We start from the raw sequence: 22,139 nt of genomic DNA, 5'->3' as shown, positions 1-22,139 counted from the left end.
GGTATGGGAGAGATTTTTGATATCAACGCGGTGTTCTCAGCGATTCCTCGCCTGTTAGAGGTCCTTCCTGTGAGTCTGCAGATTACGGTCATCTCGATGATCGTCGGCCTTGTGTTTGCTCTGTTATTTGCCATTATCCGTATGCGCCGAATTCCTGTGTTAAGCCAGCTGGTCACAGTCTTCATCTCGTTCATCCGTGGAACGCCGATCATTGTGCAGCTATACCTGACTTATAACGGAATTCCGTTGTTACTCAAATTCATTAATCAGCAGTATGGGACGGATTATAATATCAATGCCATTCCGGCGATGATCTTCGTGCTGGTCACCTTCGCGTTCAATGAAGCGGCGTACAACTCGGAGACGATCCGCGCTGCGTTGCAATCGGTGAACAAGGGCCAGATCGAGGCCGCTGAATCCCTGGGGATGACGTATCTTCAGGTGCTCAGAAGAGTCATCGTTCCGCAGGCGCTGGTGGTGGCGATTCCGCCGCTGGGCAATGCCCTGATCGGGCTGCTCAAGGGGACCTCTCTGGCCTTCGTTGCGGGTGTGATCGAAATGACCGCCAAGGGGAAAATCATCTCCGGCAGCAACTTCCGGTTCTTCGAGGTCTATCTAGCGCTGGCGATCATCTACTGGATCATGACAATTCTGATTGAGCAGATTCTGAGATTCCTGGAGAAGCGCTTCTCCATTCCGGACTCCGCTGCCGGGGCCATGAACCGCGGCTGGTTCTCTTGGGGAAGGAGAGAAATCTGATGATAAAGGTAAGCCATTTATCCAAGTCATTTCACGGTAATCTGATTCTGGACGATCTGTCGGTGGAAATTGAGAAGGGCGATGTCGTTGCTTTGATCGGTTCGTCCGGTGCAGGCAAGTCCACCTTCCTGCGGGCGCTTAACTGCCTGGAGCAGGCAGATCAGGGAATGCTGGATCTCGAAGGCTTCAAGGTCGATTTCAGCACGATCACGAACAAGCAGCGGCTGGAGCTGCGGAAGCAGACGGCGATGGTCTTCCAGCAGTTCAATCTGTTCCAGCACCGGACGGCGCTGGATAATGTGAAGGAAGGCCTGAAGATTGTGAAGCGGATGAACGACCGCGAGGCCGCGCAGATTGCACAGAAACAGCTAGAGCAGGTAGGTCTTGCTGAGCGTGCTCATTATTATCCGAAGCATCTGTCTGGCGGCCAGCAGCAGCGGGTAGGCATTGCCCGCGCGCTGGCGATGAATCCGAAGCTGCTGCTGCTGGACGAGCCTACCTCAGCGCTTGACCCTGAGCTGGTGGGCGAGGTGCTGCAGACGATCAAGAAGACCGCGTCTACCGGTCAGACGATGATTCTCGTGTCCCATGAGATGAGCTTTGTGTATGAGGTGGCCAACAAGGTGCTGTTCTTGGACAAAGGTAAAATCGTCGAGGAGGGGACGCCGGACGAGGTGTTCAATCATCCGAAGTCCGAGCGCGCCAAGGAATTCCTTCAGAATTATTTCCGTAATAAATCGAGTATTTAAGAGCACTATAGTAGAACCCCCGGAGAGGGCGCAGGTTTGCGCTTTTCCGGGGGTTTTTGTGTGAGTGGAATGTAGTCGAAAAACCGATCACATCTCTGATTACCCGGGTGCCGCATAAAGGACGCACCAGCGTGACTCACTTATCAGGATGAATTAGTAACTATCCAGCCGAATCCGCGAGAATCGCAGCAAAATGCAGAAAGCTTGAACAAAGCTGAATTAGTTGCGACTTTTTTGATTTATTCACGTATATAAACCTTTAATACGACTAAAATACGCCAAAAGGAGCGATGCATCTTGAATTTCATGAACCAGAATGGCGATAATATCCCAGGGTTCAAGCTGCCGAAGTTGAAGCCGGGCATGTACAAAAGGATAGGGGTGGGGGTAGCCGCTGCGGCTGTATTGCTGTATATCGGCGCCACCTCATTTTATACGGTGCAGGAGCAGGAACGTGCAGCAATTCTGACCTTCGGCAAGTATACGAATGAGAGCTCGGCCGGACTCCATTTCAAATGGCCTTATCCCATCCAGGATGTCATTACTGTGCCTGCCGAGCTGACCCAGCGGATTCATATCGGATACCGCCAGGAGGCTGACGGGGCTGTCCCGGTAGATGATGAAGCGATGATGATTACAGGTGACGAGAACATTGTCTCTGCCGATGCTGTAGTCCAATGGAAAATCAGCAATATCCGTGATTACCTGTATAACATTGATGACCCGGACAAATTCCTGCGTAACTCGGCCAGCTCCTCGATCCGTGCGGTCATTGGTTCCGAGAAGCTGGATTATGCGATTACCGACGGGAAGACGGTCATTCAGGATAAGGTCCGCGTGCTGCTGGTGGATCTGCAGAAGAAATACAACACCGGCATTCAGATCATCGATATCAAGTTCCAGGATATTGAGCCGCCAAGCGGCCAGGTGGAGGAAGCCTTCCGCGAGGTGACGAACGCCCGTGAAGAGAAGAATACGAAGATCAACAACGCCAAGAAGTATGAGAACGATATCATTCCAAAGGCGCGCGGTGAAGCACAGGCCCTGCTGGAGCGTGCCGAAGGCGAGAAGAAGTCACGTATCCTGAATGCGCAGGGGGATGTGGCGCGTTTCAATGCGATTTTTGCCGAATATGCCAATAATCAGAGCGTCACCGAGAGCCGGCTGGTCCTGGAGACACTGGAGACGATCCTGCCTAACGCCAAAATATTCATTACGAACTCGAACAGTGACACTGTGAACTATCTGCCGCTGAATGAGCTGATGCGCAGCACCAAGGATAGCCCCTCTGCTCCTGCCGCTGTGAATCCGGCACCTTCAGCCGCACCGCAAGGAGGAGATGCCAAGTGAAAAGAAACCCGATTATCCTATTGATATCATCTATCGTCCTGATTATTTTGCTGGCCGGCTCTATGTATATTGTGAAGGAAGGGGAATATAAGGTCGTTCTCCGTTTCGGTGAAGCGATGCGTGCGGTGGAGGAGCCGGGGCTGAAGTTCAAGCTTCCTTTTGTCGAGAATGTCTCGGAGCTTCCCAAGTATCAGATGACGTACGAGAGCTCGCCGACCAGCATTCTGACCAAGGACCAGAAGCCGATTGTGGTCGATAATTATACCGTCTGGAGAATTACCAACGCCTCACAGTTTCTGAGAACCGTTCAATCGGTAAGCGGCGGGGTGCAGCGTATTGATGAAGCGGTATATAACTCGGTACGCCGCAAGCTGTCGGAGGTCAATTATGAGAATATTATTAGTGAGGACACCGGACGGGGCAATATTAATGATGAGATTACTAAGGACGTAGTAGCTGCGTTGACCCGTGATAACTACGGCATAGAAGTCATTGACGTACGGATCAAGCGTACCGACCTGCCGGAAGAGAACAAGCAGAGTGTGTACAACCGGATGATCTCGGACCGCCAGTCCATTGCTGCGCGTTATCTGTCCGAAGGGGATGAGGAGTCCAGGAAGATCACCTCCAAGGCGGACCGCGCCTCCAGAGAGCTGATGGCCCAGGCCGAAGCCGACTCCAAGAAGATCATCGCCGAAGGTGAAGGAGAAGCCGCCAAGATCTATAACTTGGCCTATGGAAAATCTCCCCAGTTCTATAGCTTTTACCGCACGCTGCAGAGTTATGTGACCACGCTGAAGAATGAGCCGGTCATCATGATCCCGATCGATTCGCCTTATGCGAAGATACTGATGGGACAACAATAGATCCCCACTAGCAAACACCCCTTAGAACAAATTCGTTCTAAGGGGTGTTTGTCGATTTACCCGGCTGGTCCTAAGATTGTTATTTCAGGAAAATAGGCTTATCTGGATACTACTCTTAATATACTATGCTATATCACTTTTGTTCAAATCTAAGGAGTGTTGTATTAATGATGACTTTACTCTGGAGTGGGCTCATATGAATCAGAAGATAAAACGAGTGCTGCTTGGCAGCCCGATCCATCAGAAACCGGAGATTCTGGAGCATTTTCTGAAGTCGCTGCAGCGGCTCAACCTTAACAATATTGAGCTGCATTACTATCTGATTGATGATAATGGGGATACAGCTTCCAGTGAACTTCTGCAGCAGTTCGCCCAAAGCGGGAGAACAGTCTTCCTGGAATCCTCTGGTTACCATGATGACTATATACGCGATGACAATGCTCATGCCTGGCGTATCAGCCTTGTCTGGAAGGTGGCCGAGTTCAAAAATCAGATGATCCGGCGTGCGGAAGCTTTCGGCTATGATTATCTGTTTCTGGTTGATTCTGATCTTATTCTTCATCCAAGTACGCTGGAACAGCTGATCAGTTCAGGCAAGGACATTATCGCTGAAGTGTTCTGGACCCAGTGGCAGCCGGGCAAGCTGGAACAGCCGCAGGTGTGGATGCATGACGAATACAACCAATGGGAAGCGTTGCCGGGAGAAAAGCTTTCACCTGAGGAGATCAAGCGCCGCCTGCATGCTTTTCTGCTTAAGATGAGACAACCGGGAATCTATGAAGTCGGCGGACTTGGGGCCTGCACTCTGATCAGCACACAGGCCATTAAGTCCGGTGTCAGTTACAAGAAGGTCCGAAATCTCTCCTATTGGGGAGAGGATCGTCATTTCTGTATCCGTGCAGCAGCACTTGATATTCCTCTTTTCGTCGATACTCACTATCCGGCACTACATCTCTATAGAGACAGTGATCTTGACAAAGTGGAGGAGTTCGTACGGCAGTCAACAGCAACTCCTGGGACGGAGCCAAGCGAGCATGACGGGAAACGGAATGATGAAGAGCTGGAGCGGAGCGAAGAAGCTAATCTGATTAAGCTGCAAGCGGCTGATGCGGCGCATGCCACCACCCCGGCAGCGGCACAACGCCGACCCAAGCTGACTCTCACGATGATCGTTAAGAATGAAGCCTCAAGGTTCCTGCAGCAGATTCTGGAAGAGCACCGCAAATATATCGACGAGGCCGTTATTATCGATGATGGCAGCACAGATGGGACAGCAGAATTAGTTAAGGAGGTTCTTGGGGGAATTCCGCTTAAGTTGATTCATAATCCGGTCTCCCGCTTCAACAATGAATCCGAGCTGCGCAAGCAGCAGTGGGAAGCGGTGGTTGAGACCGGACCGGAATGGATTCTTAATCTGGACGGGGATGAGATGTTTGAATCCGGTTTTGCCGAAGAAGTGGACTCCCTGCTGAGAACGGAAGACTGCGACTTATTCTGCTTCCGCCTCTACGATTTCTGGGATGACAACCATTACCGCGAGGATAAGTACTGGCGGGCCCACCTGAGATACCGGCCGTTCCTGGTCCGCTACCGCCAAGACTTTACCTATCTCTGGAATGATCTACCGCAACACTCCGGGCGGTTGCCAGAGAATATTTGGGAATTGCCTCATCAATTGAGCAACCTGCGGATTAAGCATCTCGGTTGGTCGAAGCAGGAATTTCGGCTGGAAAAGTATATACGTTATATGCAACTGGACCCGGATGGCAAGTACGGCTGGAAGGAGCAATATCAATCCATCCTTGACGAGCATCCCCGTCTGTTGCCTTGGAGTGAATAGTAAGGGCATCCGTTTCTGTTACAGGAAGATCAGCAGTAGCGTACCCACCACGAAGCAGTAGTACGAAAAGTAAATCAGATTCCCCTTCGCCATAATGCCGATGAACCATCTCATGGCATAGTAGGTTGCGACGAGCGTGGTGAGGAAAGCGATCAGGTAGGGCATCGCCAGCGCGGAGCGGTTAGGGTCATGCACGATATCGGATGCACCCAGGATTAGTCCCCCGATGCTGATCGGGATGTAGAGCATGAACGAGAACTTCAAAGCGGTCTCCTGCTTCATGCCGACGGCAATGGAGGCAATCACAGTAGAACCGGAACGGCTGATGCCGGGAATCAGCGCCACCGCCTGAGCCAGCCCGACGATGATCGCGTCTCTTACGGTGAGGTTGCCGTCTCTTTTCTGGCCGCGCAGGTTGCGGATCAGCCAGAGGGCTACCCCGGTAATAAGTAGGCTGATGGATACGGTATGTACAGAGGTGAAGACGCGTTCGATCGTATCCTTGAAGAACACGGCGGCCACGGCAGCAGGAATCGTACCGATTACAATATAGATGCAGAACATGAACTCTGACCGGTACTTGGGTTCGCGCGTCTGCAGGTAACGGAAGAAGCCTGTAATCAGATCCAGGATGTCTTTGCGGAAGATGAAGCAGATGGCAATCAATGAGGCCGTGTTCGTCAAAATTTCAAAGGATAGCCCGTTCTGCTCCATGCCGAGCAGACGTTGTACGATGATCAAATGCCCGCTGGAAGAGACGGGGATCGGTTCCGTCACTCCCTGTACGAGCCCTAACAATAAGTATTTTAGCCAATCGAACCAATTCTCCATGAGTTCCTCCTAAATATAAACTGCAATTTCGTTAAGCCTGTCTTCTTCTTAGCCGCTTGGAAAAGACGTACAACCCGAAGCCGAGCAGGAACAGGGTGGCCGCCGGAAGAATGTAAGGCTTGACGATTTCGTCCACATGCTCCCATTGCGAGCCCAGCTTATAGCCCAGATAGACATAGATCGAAGTGATCGGAAGCATGGCAAGGAAAGTGTACAGACTGAATTTGAACACATTCATCTTGGCAATCCCGCAAGGGATGGAGATCAGCGTTCTCACACCGGGGATGAAGCGCCCGTAGAAGGCTACACCGCTGCCGTATTTATCAAAGAAACGGTCGGAGGCCTCCAGATGATGCGGACGGATGAAAAAATACTTCCCGTACTTAGCAATCGCAGGTCTGCCCCCGAACCGGCCCAGCGCGTACAATGTCAGCGGACCGAAGGTGCCTCCAACAGTCCCGGCCAGAATCGTAAGAATGAGCTTCATGTCCCCCAGATACACCCAATAGCCGGCAAGCGGCAGCACGATTTCGGCAGGTACGAATTCAAACGACAAGGCGATAACGATGCCTGCATACGACAAATCTTTGAAAAAGAGTATAAATTCTGTGATCCATTCTGTCATGCATTTCTCTCCCTTCTCAAACAAAAAGCCCCCTAATTAAAGGGGGCAGTCTCATCAACTGTCAGCACCCTCTCATCTTTGCAAGGCATCCGGGATGCCTCTAGTGCTGTGCCCGTTCTGCTTATAGCATGCCGGTCACAGCGGTATCATCGGGCGAAGCCCTCCACCGAACTCTGGATAAGAGTATTATTCAATTTGATAACATTAAAACACACCTATATACCATTAAGCAAGTTTGGGAGAAGGGAGAAATTTTGGATGAAAATATGAAAGCGTTATTTCAGCTCAATCTTAAACACATCGCCCGCCTGCCCGCCGAAGACGGCCATTCCGCCCTGCGGCAACCGGACTGAAGGATCTTTGCTCACTCTGGAGTGGCTTACGATCATCCCGTCGGCATCATATACAACGAATCCGCCGCTTGGAGGAGCTGTCACGGTCATGGTTTTGCCGGCAGCTTTCTTGTCAATCTTGAACCATACGCTCTGGCCGCCCGCAGGAACGGTGCTGGTTGAGGCCGGGCCTCCGTAGATCGGCTTCACCGCATCGCCGCTGATATACGCATTGCCGTCGATGGTTAGATATTCTGCACCGTTCTGCTTGGAGAAGGTCAGATCGAAGGCGTCTCTGCCGTTCATGACCGGGATTTCAGGCGCATTGACGGCGGTGTTCTCGTCCACAATCCGCGTCCCGGTGGCGTAGCCTTGTTCAACCTCAATAGTCTTCGTCAAGATGGAAGGGGAGAGGTAGAAAAAGGAATTGATTTTCTCATCCACAGCGTAATAATGCTTCCCGTCTCTCTGCGCCCAGGCCTGCTTCGTAGAAGCATTCAGCGGATTAGCGTCCAGCTTCTGGTACTCGTAAGTGACCATCAGCATTTGACCGATACCGGGGATAGTCACATGGGTGTTCAGCTTCAGATAAGTCTTGCCGTTCTTCTGCTGATCGAAGCTCACGGCTGCACTGCCGTCCGGGCTTGTGAAGTGTCCCTTGCCGGTATAAATATACTTCTGCGCTGGAATGAGTCCGCCCTCCAGCTCAGGCAGGTTGAGCGCTCCGTCCTTAATGGCTATGGCAGTGGTTGCGCCGACAGTCCCGTATAATCCAGAATAGGCTTCCAACTCGGCAGGCATCGCCGCTTTGACTGGAGGAGTGAAGGTGGCGTCCGGCAGAATCTTATTAATCTTCCCGGTGTCCTTCAGGTAGGCCAGCAGCACATTGGAGGCAAAAATGGTGTTATAGATGGAGCTTCCCCCCGACGAGAGCACTGCGATGGATATATCGGATTCCGGCAGGGTAATCAGGTCAGCGTGATACATGATGGTATCTCCGCCTTTGGATAAGGCCTTGATTCCGTAATCACCGAATGGTGCCAGATCTACGGCATCCCAGCCCAGACCGTAATTGAAAGAGTTGGTCTCCTCGGGTACCCAGAGTCCATTCTTATATTCCGGCTTACGCATCGCTTCGGCGGAGGCTTCCGACAGAATGTCCGGGTGCTTGCCGTTCAGCATCTCGGCGAATGTGGTCAGATCTTCGGCTGTGGAATAGAGGCCGCCTGCTCCGAGGATATTGGCGTTCTCGGCGGGCGTTGCCTGCTTAAGGCCAGGGAAGTAGGTCTTGGCAAGCTGCTGCCGGTTAAAGGTATCCAGCGGCGTTTTGGTAGAGCTTAACTTCAGCGGGCTGCTCATATGCTGGTCCAGGAACTCTGTATAGCTGCTGCCGGTTACCTGCTCAATCATCAGTTCCAGCAGTTGAAAGCCGTCATTGCAGTATACGGAATAGGCTCCCGGATCGGATTTCAGCCGTTCGGACTGAAGCCTGGTCAGCAGGTCATCATGATTCTGTGTATCGCTATCGTCCATCAGAATGCTGTTCCCGTAGTGGCTGCCGTACAGGCCCGAGGAATGGTTCATTAACATGCGCGGCGTGATCTTCTTGTAGCGCTCATCGGCCATCTTGAACTGCGGCAGATACGTAGTCAGCGGCTGATCAATGTCAATCACCTTATCTTCGGCAAGCATCATTGTGGCTGCGGAGACATGCATTTTGCTAACAGAGCCGATGCCGAACATGGTATCCTTCGTGACGGGGGTCCCGGCTGCCTTATCGGACAGACCGTAGCCGCCGGACACCGTAATTTTACCTTGATCCCTGATAGCATACTGCATGCCGCTTACCCCGTAGTCGGATACGATCTTCGAGCCCAGCAGGCGGGCCGTTTCTTGCACTGGGCTCTCCTTTTCCTGCGCAGACGCCTGGGCTGCGGGGATCACCAGCATGGCCGCCAGTACGACTGAAGTTAACTTGTTCATCTTGAACTCCTCCTCTTGTGTCTCTTAGATAATCTTCCTGAAGTTATCATACAGGCAGAAGAGAGGAGCGTGGCCGAATAACCCTGAAACGTTAATAACGATCCCTAAAGTGCACTTTATATAGAAGCTTCGCGTGAGAAGGGGAGGACCACCATATTGTTGAATTCCCGATGCCCGGCTTCAATCGTCATATTGCCGCCGTACTTCTCGCAGATTCTGGAGATATTGGTCAGGCCGATGCCGTGGTATTCCGGGTCGGGCTTCCGGCTCCGCAAAGAGGTGGTCTCCGGGGCGGTATGATTCAGGATGCGGATGAACAACGCGGATTCGCTGGAGTGCATCTGGATCAGAATGTAGCGGTCCTCGGCGAGCCGTACTTTTTTGGAGGCTTCAATGGCATTGTCCAGCATATTGCCCAGCACGACGCACAGGTCATAACGGTCGATATGAAGCTCACCAGGCAGCAGCTTAAGCCGGGTATCGATTCGGATGCCGTTGGCTTGTCCGATATTCAGCGTGTTCGTGACCAGCGCATCCACCGCCAGATGGCCGGTGTTGACCCGCTGGTAGGCATCCTCCACTTTATTCAGCGTAAGCTTGATATGTTCGAGAGCCGCCGCCGGATCATCCCGCCGGATACACTCTTCAATGTAGAGGAACTGCTGATGGGTGTCGTGGATAATTCTTTTGATCGACTTGAAGCTGTGGACCGTCTTCTCATAGTTGGCGTCCTGATAGTTCATCTGGTGCTGGAGCTGGGCGTTCTCATGCATGAACTGGAACTTGTCGGTAATGGTATCGAAGATATAGACGATCATCACATTCAGGAACAGGAAGCCGAGAATCGCAATGAAATAATAGATATCCTTCTTCGAGTCTTCGGTGAGGACATTGATCTGATAGGTGCTGATAAGCGGGACGAGCAGGAACATCACATAATACAGGTAGGGCAGGGAGACGCTTCGCCGCTTGGAGATCAGCCGGATGATCTGAATCACCGGGAACATAATAATGCAGCTAAGGATCAGCCCCTTGATGAAGGCCGACCGGTCAATCCCCGCACCCGAGTTCATGCTGGTATAGTCAACCGAATCTATCATTGAGAAAATATACAGCGAGATAAAGCTGACCACTGTCATCAGCACAGCGTAGAGCAGGGAAAAGATCGCCTGGGTCTTCACCTCCACCTTATAGGCTTGCGCCATACTGAAGATCATCAGCAAAGCTACGCCGGAGGAGAATAGAGGGGACAGCGGGGTGACCAGGTAGAGGAAGCAGAGTACCCCGTAGATCAGGAAGTATATGATCCGGTTGGGCTTCCTGGCAGCTTTGTCAAATACCGAGGCGAAGAAGAACTGGGTCTGAAAACACATCACCAGCAGCACACAGACGATAAGGGTCAGATTATAGTGAGTCATACGAGCTACCCTTCATGATCATGAATTTGGTGTAGAAGTCCTTAACCTCTTTGATTTTGGACCGGCCGATGGGGAACTCCTGCCCGCCCGACATCAATGCGGAGCCGCCCGCGAACTTGTGGACATGCAGCAGGTTGATGATAATCGAACGGTGGATATGCAGAAAATGGCTGTCCCGTAAGGCTGAAGCGTACTCGGCAATAATTCCTCTAGTCTCATAGATTCCTGTGGTGGTAATCACATGCAGCTTGCTCTTGACCGTTAGACTCTTGGCCGCCTCAATCCCGATAATATCATCATGCCGCAAGACGACCTCCTCATACCCGGACTTGATGACCATGAATTTCTTATCCTGGGCCTGGAAGTAATCACACAGCTTAAGGATCTTCTCCTCCAGGAGCTGCGGGGCGACCGGCTTGATCAGATACTGGAAGGTAATCACGTCGAAGCTCTCCACCATATATTCTGGATAGCTGGTCAGGAATATGATCTGTTCGTCAAAATGCTTCTGGCTTCTCAAGCGGCGCGCCGCCATAATCCCGTTCATGCCGCCCATCTCCACATCCAGAATCAGGATATGGAAGGGGGCTCCGCCCCGTTCATAGTGGGAGATTAGGTCTTCTCCCGAAGAAAACAGCTCGATTTCAAATTCGGTATCCGTCTTGACGGATAACCCGACCAGAATCCTCTTCACCCGCTCCCGCTGCTGTTCTTCATCCTCACATATCGCTACCCGATACATCCAAAGGCCCCCTTTCACTTCCGGCTCAATGCCTAAGCAGATATTTGTACACAACATTATATAGTATTGTCCAGGGGAATGAGCAGATCAGGGGGCCAAACGCATAAGTTAATCCCTGGACTGCGGTAGGGGAGCGGTGAAAATCCGGAGATCAAGGCGAACGCTTCGCTTTTACGCGGGGCGTTCCGCCCGCTCCGCTGTTTGAGCGTAAGCCCCAGGAACAGTTGTCACTTCCACAGCCGCAACAGCGGCCCTGCTTCGCCGTATACGGGATCACGCTCCGGCAGCGGGACTTCGCGGATCTCGGGGAGCGCCGCAGCGAAGTCATCCGGACCCGCCTGGCGGGTGTTATAGTCCATGCCGCCGGGATATGCGCCTGCAATACGGAAGTCCGGCGTGGCCGTGAGCTTCTTGTGTGCCGTCCCGGCAGGCAGCACCACAACGTCACCGGCCTCCACGTTGGCTGTGTATCCGGCATCTCCGCCAAGCTGGAGCTTGGCGTTGCCGGAGATCACCCCAAGCACCTCATGCGCGTTGCTGTGATAGTGGTGGTAGGGGAAGACGCCATTCACCCAGCTATTCAGCCAGCCGTTGTTATTGAAGACCTGTTCAGTGTCTTCCGGGTGGTCCCGGAGAACCCCTTTATACAGCACAGCAGGAAGCTGAGGATTATTAGGCAGCAGTCCATCCGGCTCGAAGCTGAGCTTAATTATAGATTCGTCCTGCTCCCGGCCTGTAGAGTTATGTTCTGACATACGGATCATCTCCTACGTGAATTTTGGTATATGTATATAGAATTACCCTAAGGTTGGTAATGTAACTTCTGAAAATAAATTTCGTTAAAAGGTGAGAATCCCAGGTATTGATGGTACAACATCAGCTTTAAAACTGTAAGAATGAACCTCAGGGGCGTTAAAGGCTGAGCATGAACGTTGAGCTAACATTAGGCTGATACCGCACCCGTAGCTGACTTCTACTCATAAATTTAAGTAGTTGATTGTATTTCCTGCAATAGAAAATGCATAACTGACCGCAAAATGGGATTCTATTGTATTTCATACAGTGGAATGTTGTGTTCTGGATGAAAACTGGCCTTTATTCAACATTCGATTGTCCTCAGCCTGTGATTGGTGAAATTATAAGTGCAATTAATATAGCGGGGCTATTTTCTACCTGCTTGTAAAAGGGTAATTGATGGCATACAGTGTAACGTAGCTGTTATAGATGGTTGCGAAAGGGAGGGGTTATAGTGAGAATTATCCGTAAAATCAGTACCCTGCTGGCGGCCGCGCTGCTGCTGCCTGCCATTCTGGTGCCGCCGGGGGCAAAGGCTGCTCCCGCCGAGGCGAAGGCTGCACCGGCCGGGACGGTGGCCGCTGCCGCTTCACCCGCCCAGAGTCTGGCCACGAACGGGCTGGTGCCGCTGACCGGCGCGATCAACGGAAATCTGCCGATTCATATGTCCATTAAGGTGGAGAGCGGCGGGAAGCTGACCGGAAGTTATTATTATGATAAATACAAGAAGACAATCAGACTCACTGGTACAGTCAGCGGCAAATACGCGAATATGTATGAATACGATGCGAAGGGCAAGGAAACAGGCCATTTCGAAGGCTGGTGGATTCCCGGCACCGGCTTCGCCGGAGTATGGAGCAACCCGGACGGCACCCGCCAGCTGCCGGTAGAAGCTTTGACGGCTGCCGCCGCAGCCAGCGCCAAGGTGCCGGCAGCAGCGGACTGGAGCGGAGAGTGGTATATGGAGACTTATTCGCCCTTCTTCGGATCTTATGTTGAATTCAGCAATGTGAAGAGTGATAAGCTGATCTTCTCGTTGGATGCTTACGATGGCGCCCATTCCGGTCAGCTGTATGAAGAATCGGCAGTAATCCGCAAACGGATGGCTGTCTACAAGGAAGAGGACGGTTCCGTAGTCTTTTTCTATCTGCTGAATGGCAATCTGTATGTCACCAGCCCTTCGCCGGTGTATTCTGCCGGGGCGAATGTAACCTACACCGGCCACTATACAAGAGACCCGCAAGAGACCGTCTACACGCTGCGGGATACCGGTGTCTTCAAGACGGCCGCAGATGATAAAGCCTTCCGTAAGCTGGTAGGAGAAGATTATGATTTGTTCCTGTACAGTATGCAGCTGCTGGATGAACCGAAGGATCTGGACGGCAAGGGGGCAAAGGTGGTAGAGGGCGGCGTGAGAGGGCTGTTCACCCTTACGGAAGCCATCATCATGTATGATAAGCAGGGGCATTTCTGGGCAGCTGCGCTCGATTCGGATGAAGCCTCTGATTCAGAGGAGATTCCCGAGACCTTCGTGCGGTTCTATACGAATGTTCCTGGCACCAGCAAGCTGCCGAAGACGATTGTGAAATGGATGGAGGGTTTTCCCGATTATACGGTGGTCTACATGAATTTCTAAATCTTGCGCCAGAGCGTTTTAAGTTCCCCATAACGGGTACATTGAAAAAGTGAGGGTCCGACTGGCATGGGTAGCTACTGCACAAGAATTAGTGTACACCGGTGATGTCAGCGGATTCGCATGTCCTGCAGCTTTTCACTGAAAGGACGGGACAGCGCGCATGCGCAGGTCCTGCCGCTATAATGGAAGCTGCGGGTGCAACAAGAAACGGTATGCCTAACCCCTGACCGGGGGGCGGCATACCGTTTTTGTATGGATTCTGTAATCGCCGAAGTTCCGGCACGGAATCAAGTATATAGACGCTTCCAGTTGGCATACCAGCGCTCGACCTTGGCGGATGGAGTGAGCTTCAGGTCCCGCCAGAGCAGGCTGCGGAGCTTCTCATATTGCTCCTGTACGAAGCTCAGCTCGCCCAGCCGGTTATAGAATTCCATGAGTGCCAGGTAACCTGGCTCGTGGTAGGGATGCAGCTCCACAATCCGCTGATAGGTGTTGACCGCCTTGGTGATATTATCCTTGACGGTATAATAGTCAGCCAGCTCTGTGGCATGCTGCAGGGAGAGGTTTCTCAGCCGCTGCCGTTCACTCTCGGCCCACAGATACTCATAATCCCCCAGGTAATCGCCGGTATAGAGTTTCAGTAGCTCCTCATGCTCCGCGGCGTTATAATCATCCACCGGGTCCAGGGAGACGACACCTTCCTCCCACAGCACCGCATCGATCTGCGCGTCGCCGCTCTCCAGCATATACCCCTCGCCTACGCTCGCATTGCTGATCACAAGGCCGATGTCGGCCCGTTTCAGCGATTGCCTGATCTGGTAGATGGCCGTATACAGATGAGTGGAGGCACGCTTGAATGATGCCTCGGGCCAGAGCAGCTCGACCAGCTTGTCCTTGACGATAATCCGGTCATGATGATACAGCAGGAAGGCGAACAGCTCCTGGGCTTTGGAAGTCCGCCAGCGGAAATCCCGGATAGGAACACCTCCCCGTTCGAACTGGATGGCATTGAAGCAGCGGATCAGCAGCGAGTCCGGCTTGTCCGTGTGAAGCTGGTTGATCTTCCGGCTCCTGATTCGCTGGAGGGTCCGGCTCAGCCGTTCCCTGGAGACCGGCTTGAGCAGATAATCCTGCGCGCTGACCTCGAAGGCTTCCAGCGCGAAGCTGTTATGGGCGGAGACGAATACAATGGCTGAGCCGGGACAGCTCTCCTCCAGCTGCTTCGCAGCCTCCATGCCGTTCAGCCCCGGCATATCAATATCAAGAAAGATAATATCTGCCTCCCAGCCGGCCGCTTCGCTCATAGCCAGCTGGGGGTTGGTATAGGTTGCCGTTACAATGGTCGATCCCAGCGCCCTGAGCGTCGATTCCAGCTGAATCAGGGCGAGTCGTTCATCATCGATCAGCACTACCCTAAGCATTGTAGCACCTCCTTGTACAGGATATAGCGGATGGAGAATGGTTCACTCGATACGCCGGAGTGGAATCATAAAGGAGACGGTGGTTCCAAAGCCGGGACGGCTCTGAATGGACAAGCCTTGCCCGTAGCGTTCAATCAGCCTCCGGTTCGTATTCCATATCCCGATACCGGAGCTCTTGTCTTTATGCTTCATCAGCAGGCGGTTAATGTGCGCCTGCTCCATGCCTCTGCCATTGTCTTGCACCGCAAGCCGGACATGCTCCTCCTCCTCTTCAATGCGGATAGTAAGTAGGCCTCCCTCTATAAGACTGAGCAGCCCGTGACGGACAGCATTCTCTACCAGCGGCTGCAAGATCAGCGGGGGAACCCGCAGCAGTCCGGTATAATTCCGTTCCCACTTGACCTCCAGCCGTTCGCCGAACCGCACCTTCTCAATATATAAATAGGCCTCCACTAACGATAGCTCCTGCTTCAAATGAATCAGTGTACCGGTATTCATCAGGTCGAAGCTTGAGCGCAGGTAGGAGGAGAAGGCCTCAATCAGCTGCTGCATCTGGCAGAGATCAATGGTACTGAGCGTGGCGATGGAGTTCAGGGCATTGAACAGGAAATGAGGGCGGATCTGCGCCTGGAGGTAAGCCATCTCCAGCCGCAGGCTGTGAGCGACGGTCTGCTTCAGCCGCGCCAGCCCGGTAACCCGGTATTTCAATTCCAGGCTGTCTACCGGCTTAGTCACATAATCATTAGCCCCCTGCTGAAATCCGTAGTAGATCTCCTCACGCATAGCACGTGCCGTCAGCAGCAGCACCGGTAACTCTGACACCGGATAACGCTCCCTTACCCGGCGGGTAAGCTCATAGCCGGACATGCCGGGCATCATCACATCGGTAATCAGCAGATCCCATGATTCCTCCTCCAGCCGGATCAGGGCTTCCTCCCCGCTTAACACAGAGGTCAACTGATAGATATCCTCATGCAAAATGGTCGCGAGCACCCGGAGATTAACCGGGTCATCGTCAACAGCCAGTATCTTCAGTTCGGCTCCCTCCGTATCCAAGCCGGAGGGGGACGGAGGCACTCCCGCAAGGAATGGCTCTTCGTCCTTATTGCGCACATGGACACTCCGGCCGGTGTATGCAGCGCCCGGCGCTTCCACTGCTTCCATCCTGCCGAACTGCTCATCCGTGAAAAAGGCTTCGTCAGCCAGCTGCAGGGTGAAGCGGAAGACCGAGCCTTCCCCAAGCCTGGACTCCACGGTCAGCCTTCCCCCGTGCAGCTCCACCAGCTGCCGGGTAATGCCGAGGCCCAGACCCAGGCCACCACGGTCCTGTCCGCCTGCCTGTTCATAAGGAAGGAAGATACGCGCGAGCGCTTCTTCCTCCATCCCCGCACCTGTGTCAGCCACGCTGATCAGCAGCTTCCCGTCCGCTTCTTCGGCAGTCACAAGGATACTTCCCTGCTCGGTCCATTTCACGGCATTATGTATCAGGTTGAAGAGAATCTGGATCAGCCGCTTCTCATCGGCCCATACACGCGGCAGCGAAGCGGATACGCTTACATGAAGCGTCAGGTTCTTGCCGTCCGTTAAGTAACGGAGCATATCCGCAACTCCTGCCGCTGTAGTATAGACAGATAACGGCACCGGATGAAGGACCATCCGGTTCTCCCGCAGCAGGGTGAGATCCAGCAGATCATCCAGCAGCTGTGACATTTGCCGTCCGATGCGTACCAGCAGCTCCAGGTCTCCGGCTTCTTCATCCGGGGAGGCTGCCCGCTTCTTGTCGTATTCCGACTGGGCAATGCTCATCATGCCGTGCAGCGGTGTCCGCAACTCATGCGAGGTATTCATCAGGAACCGGTCCTTCTGCTTGTCCGCTTGCAGCAGCTGTTCATAGAGCTGCCTGTTCTCATTGGACCGCCGGATATACTGCTTCAGGGCATAGGCAGAGAAACCGGCGATAGCAGCCAGGATATCTATGGAGTAGAACGGAAGATTCTTCCGGTAACTATTCACCGTGGTTCCCCAAATCACCCCGGATAGAATCGAGGAGCCGATGAAGGTAAGGAACCCGACGTCTTTTTTTTGCTTATAGACCATAATTCCGAATAGCACAAACATCCAGCAGGGGGGGATCATATACAGGAGGCTGAAATAAATAGTGGCATTGGACAGAACGATATGAATCGGAAGGAAGCAAAGGCAAAGTGTATAGAGCAGAAGAAGCAAGCTGTACACCTTGAAGGCCCGGCTGACTGCCTGGGCACTGTAGAATTTGTAGGTAAGCAGCAGCATGAAAAAGACCATCCATACATAAGACAGCAGCTTGACCTTGATTCCCCAGGTATAGTTCAGCGGCAGCACAAGGAACAGCAGGACGTCATTATCCGCTGCGATGGAGACGGCTATGATGATCAACATAAGCGCAAATAAGAGCAGAGACGGGTGTTCTTTGTCAAGCAGGTACAGAATACAGACATACAGCGCGTGCAGAAGAAGGATGATGATCGTAGCTAACTGAAAAGAGGTAGAGTACCAGCGCTCCTTCTGAACCATAGACTGGGCGCCGAAACGGATGGAATAGGAAATGCCTGCCTTCTCCCCATGCTCATAATTGGCAGTCTGGATCAGGACAAGCATGTCCTTCGTCCCTTCCGGGGGGAGATAGTGAACGGCATAGGGAATGGCCATGGGATGGTACAGCTCCTTGCGCGCTGCGGGTTGACCCATAGCCTGAAGGGGGCGGCCGTTAATCTCAATCCGGGAAGAAGCCTGGATCTGCTGGACCCAGAAGCTGTAGGGCTCATCCAGCGGCTGATCGACCAGAATGCGGAGGGCAAATGTGCCATAGCCCAGAGAGGAACCGGACAGGGAATCCTTCCAGTTGCCGGGTACCTCTACAGGGACAGCGGCTCCGGCGGCGCCTGAGCGGATATCGCTTTCGCTGACCAGACGGTTAGGATAAAATTCCCATGTCCCGTCGAGGACAAGCGAATGGGCATCCTTGAAGGTCCAGCCGCGTAAATCAAGCACGCCTGCATCCGCACTGGGCTGCTCCGGCAAGGCAAAAATCTGCTGCCACGCCCTTTGCATCCCCAATAACAGAGTCATATATATCACGATTAACGTCAGATGCTTCATGTAATATTTGGAATTTTTATTCATCATTCAGTAAGAATTCGACAAAGCAAAGGCAGAACCTCTAAAAAAATTAAATAAATTCTGTGACAATCCGGAGGGGCTTCTGTGAATGATCCTGGCGGTTTATGTCAGAATCAGACTCGTTCTTTTGTCCTGCTTTCCAGGCAGGCCAATAGTGCTGCTTGCACAGCCCTTTCGCATAGTGTCTTCTGTTGCAGTCCTCTTTCGTACATTTTCTTTCATTGATGGCTCTGAGTCTTCCCATGTATGCATCCCTCCATAACGGTATCGTTTCAAGTCAAGCCCATTATAGAGAACCCTCATAGACAAGAACTGAACAAAAATGGAATTAAAATTCCAGTTAATTCTAATCGTATTTAACCTCCGGTCTGCATATAAATGATGTACCAAGTCCGACAAAACCACTAAATGAAAACCATTAGTTAAAGGAGGGGAGCTTTTGCCCACAGAAGCTGCAACCTTACGTGAGCAAATTCTGAAGCTGACAGGAGAATATTACGACATTCGTTGGCCCGGCCGGTCCTTCGTACCTGGACGCGATTACGTGCCGGTAAGCGGCAAGGTGTTCGATGGCGAAGAATTGATGAGTCTGGTGGATGCTTCACTTGATTTCCACCTGACAGCGGGCAGGTATACTGGCGAATTCGAGCGCAGGTTCTCCCAGATTATGGAGAGAAAGCATACCCTGCTGGTTAACTCGGGTTCGAGCGCGAATCTGCTTGCTGTCGCAGCACTTACCTCGCCGCTGCTCGGCGAACGCCGGCTGCGGCCGGGCGATGAGGTGATCACCGTTGCCGCCGGATTTCCAACCACGGTCAATCCGCTGATACAGCATGGACTTATTCCAGTATTCGTCGATGTTGAGCTGCCCACCTACAATATAAATACAGCTCAGCTGGACGCCGCGCTCAGCCCCCGTACCAAAGCGGTCATGCTGGCGCACACACTGGGCAATCCCTTCGATCTGGCCAGTGTTAAGGCATTCACGGACCGGCATGGACTGTGGCTGATTGAGGATACCTGCGATGCTGTCGGATCACTGTATGAAGGCCGGCCGGCAGGTTCCTTCGGCGATCTGGCCACGGTCAGCTTCTTCCCTGCCCATCATTTGACCATGGGCGAGGGCGGAGCGGTACTCACCTCCGGTGCCAGGCTCAAAAAAATTGTCGAATCGCTCCGTGACTGGGGCAGGGACTGCTGGTGCCAGCCGGGAACCGACAATACCTGCGGCAAGCGGTTTGACTGGACTAAGGGAGACCTGCCTGCCGGATACGACCACAAATATACGTATAGCCACATTGGCTACAATCTGAAGGCTACAGATATGCAGGCCGCCATCGGAGTCTCCCAACTGGAGAAGCTGGAAGGGTTCCATGCTGCACGCAGACGTAACTTTGACTATATGAAGGCAGCGCTGAAGCCTGCGGAGGAATGGCTTATTCTTCCACAGGCGACGCCGCGCAGTGATCCGAGCTGGTTCGGCTTCCCGCTGACCGTGAGGGAGGATGCGCCCCTCACGCGCAATGAAATCGTGCGCAGGCTGGAGAAGGCGCGGGTTGGCACCCGGCTCTTGTTCGCCGGGAATCTGCTCAAGCAGCCTGCCTACTCCGGTGTGGCGCACCGTGTCGCCGCGCCGCTCATTCAGACGGACAGGATCATGAACGATACGTTCTGGGTGGGAATCTATCCGGGACTTTCGACAGAGATGCTGGATTATACTGCCGAGGTATTGCTGGGCTTGCTGAAAGGTAAGGAGGTAACAAGATGAAGGTAGTCATTCTGGCCGGGGGCTACGGGACCCGGATCAGTGAAGAGACCGATGTGAAGCCCAAGCCGATGATTGAGATCGGCGACAAGCCGCTGCTGGTGCATATTATGGAGAATTATGCTGCTTACGGCTTCGATGATTTTGTCATTTGCCTGGGATATTTGGGGCATGTCATTAAACAATATTTCTCCGACTTCTATCTCCAGAGCTCGGATATTTCTTTCGATTTCGGTAATGGCAACCAGATCACCCGCCATAACCGTCAGCTGCGAAACTGGAAGGTAACGCTCGCGGACACAGGCAAAGAAGCGATGACTGGCGGAAGAATCCGGCAAGTCCAGAAATACATCGGAAATGAACCGTTCATGCTGACCTATGGGGATGGTGTTGCGGATATTAATATACAGCAGTTACTGGACTTCCATCGCTCTCACGGGAAGCTGGCGACTGTGACTGCTGTTCAGCCGTCGGGCCGTTTCGGTGCGCTGGACCTAGCAGAGGATACCAAGGTAACCGGATTCGTAGAGAAGCCCAAAGGGGACGAAGGATGGGTGAACGGCGGCTTCTTCGTACTAGAGCCCGAGGTATTCTCTCTAATCGAAAGTGACAGCACCGTCTGGGAGCAGGAGCCGCTCCGGGAGCTGGCAGCGCGGGATGAGCTAAGGGCTTACAAGCATCACGGGTTCTGGCAGCCGATGGATACACTCCGCGACAAGCGTTATCTGGAGGAGCTGTGGCGGGAGGGAGGACTCCCGTGGATGAGAACGAACTGACAGCGGCGAGATTCTGGAAGGGGCGGCGTGTCTTCGTAACCGGACACACCGGCTTCAAGGGAAGCTGGCTCACCCGGTGGCTGACGATGCTGGGCGCAAGCGTCAGCGGTTATGCCTGGGACCGGGATGAGTATAAGCTCTTCCCGCTGATCGGAGCTGCGCCTGAGGTCCATACGGTCTGGGGGGATGTACGGAACCGGCAGCGCCTGGATGCAGCGCTGCGGGAAGCGGCCCCGGAGGTGGTATTCCATCTGGCTGCCCAGCCGCTGGTCCGCACCTCTTACCAGTTCCCGGCCGATACCTTCGAGGTGAATGTGATGGGAACAGTGAATCTGCTGGAGGCGGTCGCAAGCTCGGTTGATTCCGGGATCCCTGTTAAAGCTGTCGTTAACGTTACGACGGATAAGTGCTATGACAACCGTGAATGGATCTGGGGTTACCGCGAGACCGATCCGCTGGGCGGCTATGACCCTTACTCTTCCAGCAAGGCGTGTTCCGAGCTGGTGACGCAGGCTTACCGCAACAGCTACTTCCATCCGGCGCGTTATGCCGAGCATGGCGTGGCTGTCGCTACCGCCAGGGCGGGGAATGTCATCGGGGGCGGCGATGATTCCCAGGACCGGCTGGTGCCGGACTGCCTGCGGTCATTCGCCGCTGGCTTGAGGCCGCTGCTGCGCAGCCCGGCGGCGACGCGACCCTGGCAGCATGTGCTTGAGCCGCTTAGCGGCTATCTGCTGCTGGCCGAGAAGCTGGTGCAGGAGGGGGCGGAGTATGCTGCCGCCTGGAATTTCGGCCCTGAGGAGCAGAGCGTTCACAGTGTCGAGAAGGTGGCCGTCCGGCTCGCAGCGCTCTGGGGAGAGGGAGCGGGTATTGATATCACTGGTATCTCCGGGCTGCATGAGGCTGGTGAACTGCAGCTTGACAGCACCAAGGCCCGCCGCCTGCTGGGCTGGCGCTCCCGCTGGAGTGTTGAGCAGGCTCTGCAGAAGACGGTGGAATGGCAGAGAGCGCTGGATGCAGGGCAGGATATGCGGAACATCAGCGAGCAGCAGATTCGCGAATATATGACACAGAACCTATAGGAGGGCACTA

Annotated in this window: 17 protein-coding genes; 9 read left to right on the top strand and 8 right to left on the bottom strand. The window is 53.3% G+C overall.

Annotated elements, in window-relative coordinates; all coding sequences use genetic code 11:
* Positions 1-3 precede the first annotated feature (3 nt).
* From C173_RS08505 to C173_RS08485, 5 genes are all read left to right on the top strand, one after another.
* Positions 4-759, top strand: coding sequence for an amino acid ABC transporter permease (locus tag C173_RS08505; RefSeq protein WP_036724022.1), 756 nt, complete (start codon positions 4-6; stop codon positions 757-759).
* On the top strand, positions 759-1,508 hold the full coding sequence (locus tag C173_RS08500) for an amino acid ABC transporter ATP-binding protein (protein ID WP_036724021.1): 750 nt from the start codon (positions 759-761) through the stop codon (positions 1,506-1,508). The genes C173_RS08505 and C173_RS08500 overlap by 1 nt, the downstream gene beginning before the upstream one ends.
* Positions 1,509-1,814: 306 nt before the next feature.
* Positions 1,815-2,858, top strand: coding sequence for an FtsH protease activity modulator HflK (gene hflK / locus C173_RS08495; protein ID WP_081751095.1), 1,044 nt, complete (start codon positions 1,815-1,817; stop codon positions 2,856-2,858).
* Entirely contained in the window at positions 2,855-3,724 is an 870-nt protein-coding gene (hflC, locus tag C173_RS08490; RefSeq protein ID WP_036699631.1) for a protease modulator HflC, read from the top strand. The genes hflK and hflC overlap by 4 nt, the downstream gene beginning before the upstream one ends.
* 196 nt (positions 3,725-3,920) lie before the next feature.
* A complete protein-coding gene (locus C173_RS08485) occupies positions 3,921-5,564 on the top strand; it encodes a glycosyltransferase family 2 protein (RefSeq protein WP_036724020.1) in 1,644 nt (547 codons plus the stop codon).
* A gap of 18 nt (positions 5,565-5,582) precedes the next feature.
* On the opposite strand, the gene C173_RS08480 is transcribed toward C173_RS08485, so the two are convergent.
* The 6 genes from C173_RS08480 to C173_RS08455 form a co-directional block, all read right to left on the bottom strand.
* A complete protein-coding gene (locus tag C173_RS08480) occupies positions 5,583-6,395 on the bottom strand; it encodes an undecaprenyl-diphosphate phosphatase (RefSeq protein WP_036724019.1) in 813 nt (270 codons plus the stop codon).
* Positions 6,396-6,426: 31 nt separating this feature from the next.
* Positions 6,427-7,020 carry a DedA family protein gene (locus C173_RS08475; RefSeq protein ID WP_036724017.1) on the bottom strand — a complete coding sequence of 198 codons (594 nt, stop codon included), beginning with the start codon at positions 7,018-7,020 and terminating at the stop codon, positions 6,427-6,429.
* 275 nt (positions 7,021-7,295) lie between these two features.
* Positions 7,296-9,335: a serine hydrolase domain-containing protein gene (locus C173_RS08470; protein WP_036724016.1), complete on the bottom strand. Its 2,040-nt coding sequence runs from the start codon at positions 9,333-9,335 to the stop codon at positions 7,296-7,298.
* A gap of 116 nt (positions 9,336-9,451) precedes the next feature.
* On the bottom strand, positions 9,452-10,753 hold the full coding sequence (locus C173_RS08465) for an ATP-binding protein (protein ID WP_036724015.1): 1,302 nt from the start codon (positions 10,751-10,753) through the stop codon (positions 9,452-9,454).
* Positions 10,740-11,495 carry a LytR/AlgR family response regulator transcription factor gene (locus C173_RS08460; RefSeq protein ID WP_036724014.1) on the bottom strand — a complete coding sequence of 252 codons (756 nt, stop codon included), beginning with the start codon at positions 11,493-11,495 and terminating at the stop codon, positions 10,740-10,742. The genes C173_RS08465 and C173_RS08460 overlap by 14 nt, the downstream gene beginning before the upstream one ends.
* 227 nt (positions 11,496-11,722) lie before the next feature.
* A complete protein-coding gene (locus tag C173_RS08455; protein ID WP_081751084.1) occupies positions 11,723-12,250 on the bottom strand; it encodes a cupin domain-containing protein in 528 nt (175 codons plus the stop codon).
* Positions 12,251-12,744: 494 nt separating this feature from the next.
* Here C173_RS08455 and C173_RS32770 point away from each other — a divergent pair, with 494 nt between their 5' ends.
* Positions 12,745-13,926: a hypothetical protein gene (locus C173_RS32770; protein ID WP_051477917.1), complete on the top strand. Its 1,182-nt coding sequence runs from the start codon at positions 12,745-12,747 to the stop codon at positions 13,924-13,926.
* A 287-nt stretch (positions 13,927-14,213) separates the two neighbouring features.
* On the opposite strand, the gene C173_RS08445 is transcribed toward C173_RS32770, so the two are convergent.
* A complete protein-coding gene (locus tag C173_RS08445) occupies positions 14,214-15,347 on the bottom strand; it encodes a response regulator (RefSeq protein WP_036724012.1) in 1,134 nt (377 codons plus the stop codon).
* A gap of 42 nt (positions 15,348-15,389) precedes the next feature.
* Complete coding sequence (locus C173_RS08440) at positions 15,390-18,509, bottom strand: hybrid sensor histidine kinase/response regulator (protein ID WP_235191822.1); 3,120 nt, start codon at positions 18,507-18,509, stop codon at positions 15,390-15,392.
* A gap of 436 nt (positions 18,510-18,945) precedes the next feature.
* Between C173_RS08440 and rfbH the strand changes: the two genes are divergently transcribed.
* From rfbH to rfbG, 3 genes are read left to right on the top strand one after another with little or no spacing between them, the layout of a single operon-like run.
* Complete coding sequence (gene rfbH, locus C173_RS08430; RefSeq protein ID WP_036724007.1) at positions 18,946-20,274, top strand: lipopolysaccharide biosynthesis protein RfbH; 1,329 nt, start codon at positions 18,946-18,948, stop codon at positions 20,272-20,274.
* Entirely contained in the window at positions 20,271-21,047 is a 777-nt protein-coding gene (gene rfbF / locus C173_RS08425) for a glucose-1-phosphate cytidylyltransferase (RefSeq protein ID WP_036724006.1), read from the top strand. The genes rfbH and rfbF overlap by 4 nt, the downstream gene beginning before the upstream one ends.
* Positions 21,029-22,129: a CDP-glucose 4,6-dehydratase gene (rfbG, locus tag C173_RS08420; RefSeq protein ID WP_235191821.1), complete on the top strand. Its 1,101-nt coding sequence runs from the start codon at positions 21,029-21,031 to the stop codon at positions 22,127-22,129. The genes rfbF and rfbG overlap by 19 nt, the downstream gene beginning before the upstream one ends.
* Positions 22,130-22,139 lie beyond the last annotated feature (10 nt).

Source organism: Paenibacillus sp. FSL R7-277, from assembly GCF_000517965.1.
Lineage (GTDB): Bacteria > Bacillota > Bacilli > Paenibacillales > Paenibacillaceae > Paenibacillus_AQ > Paenibacillus_AQ silagei.
This window is presented reverse-complemented; position numbering and strand designations above follow the sequence as displayed.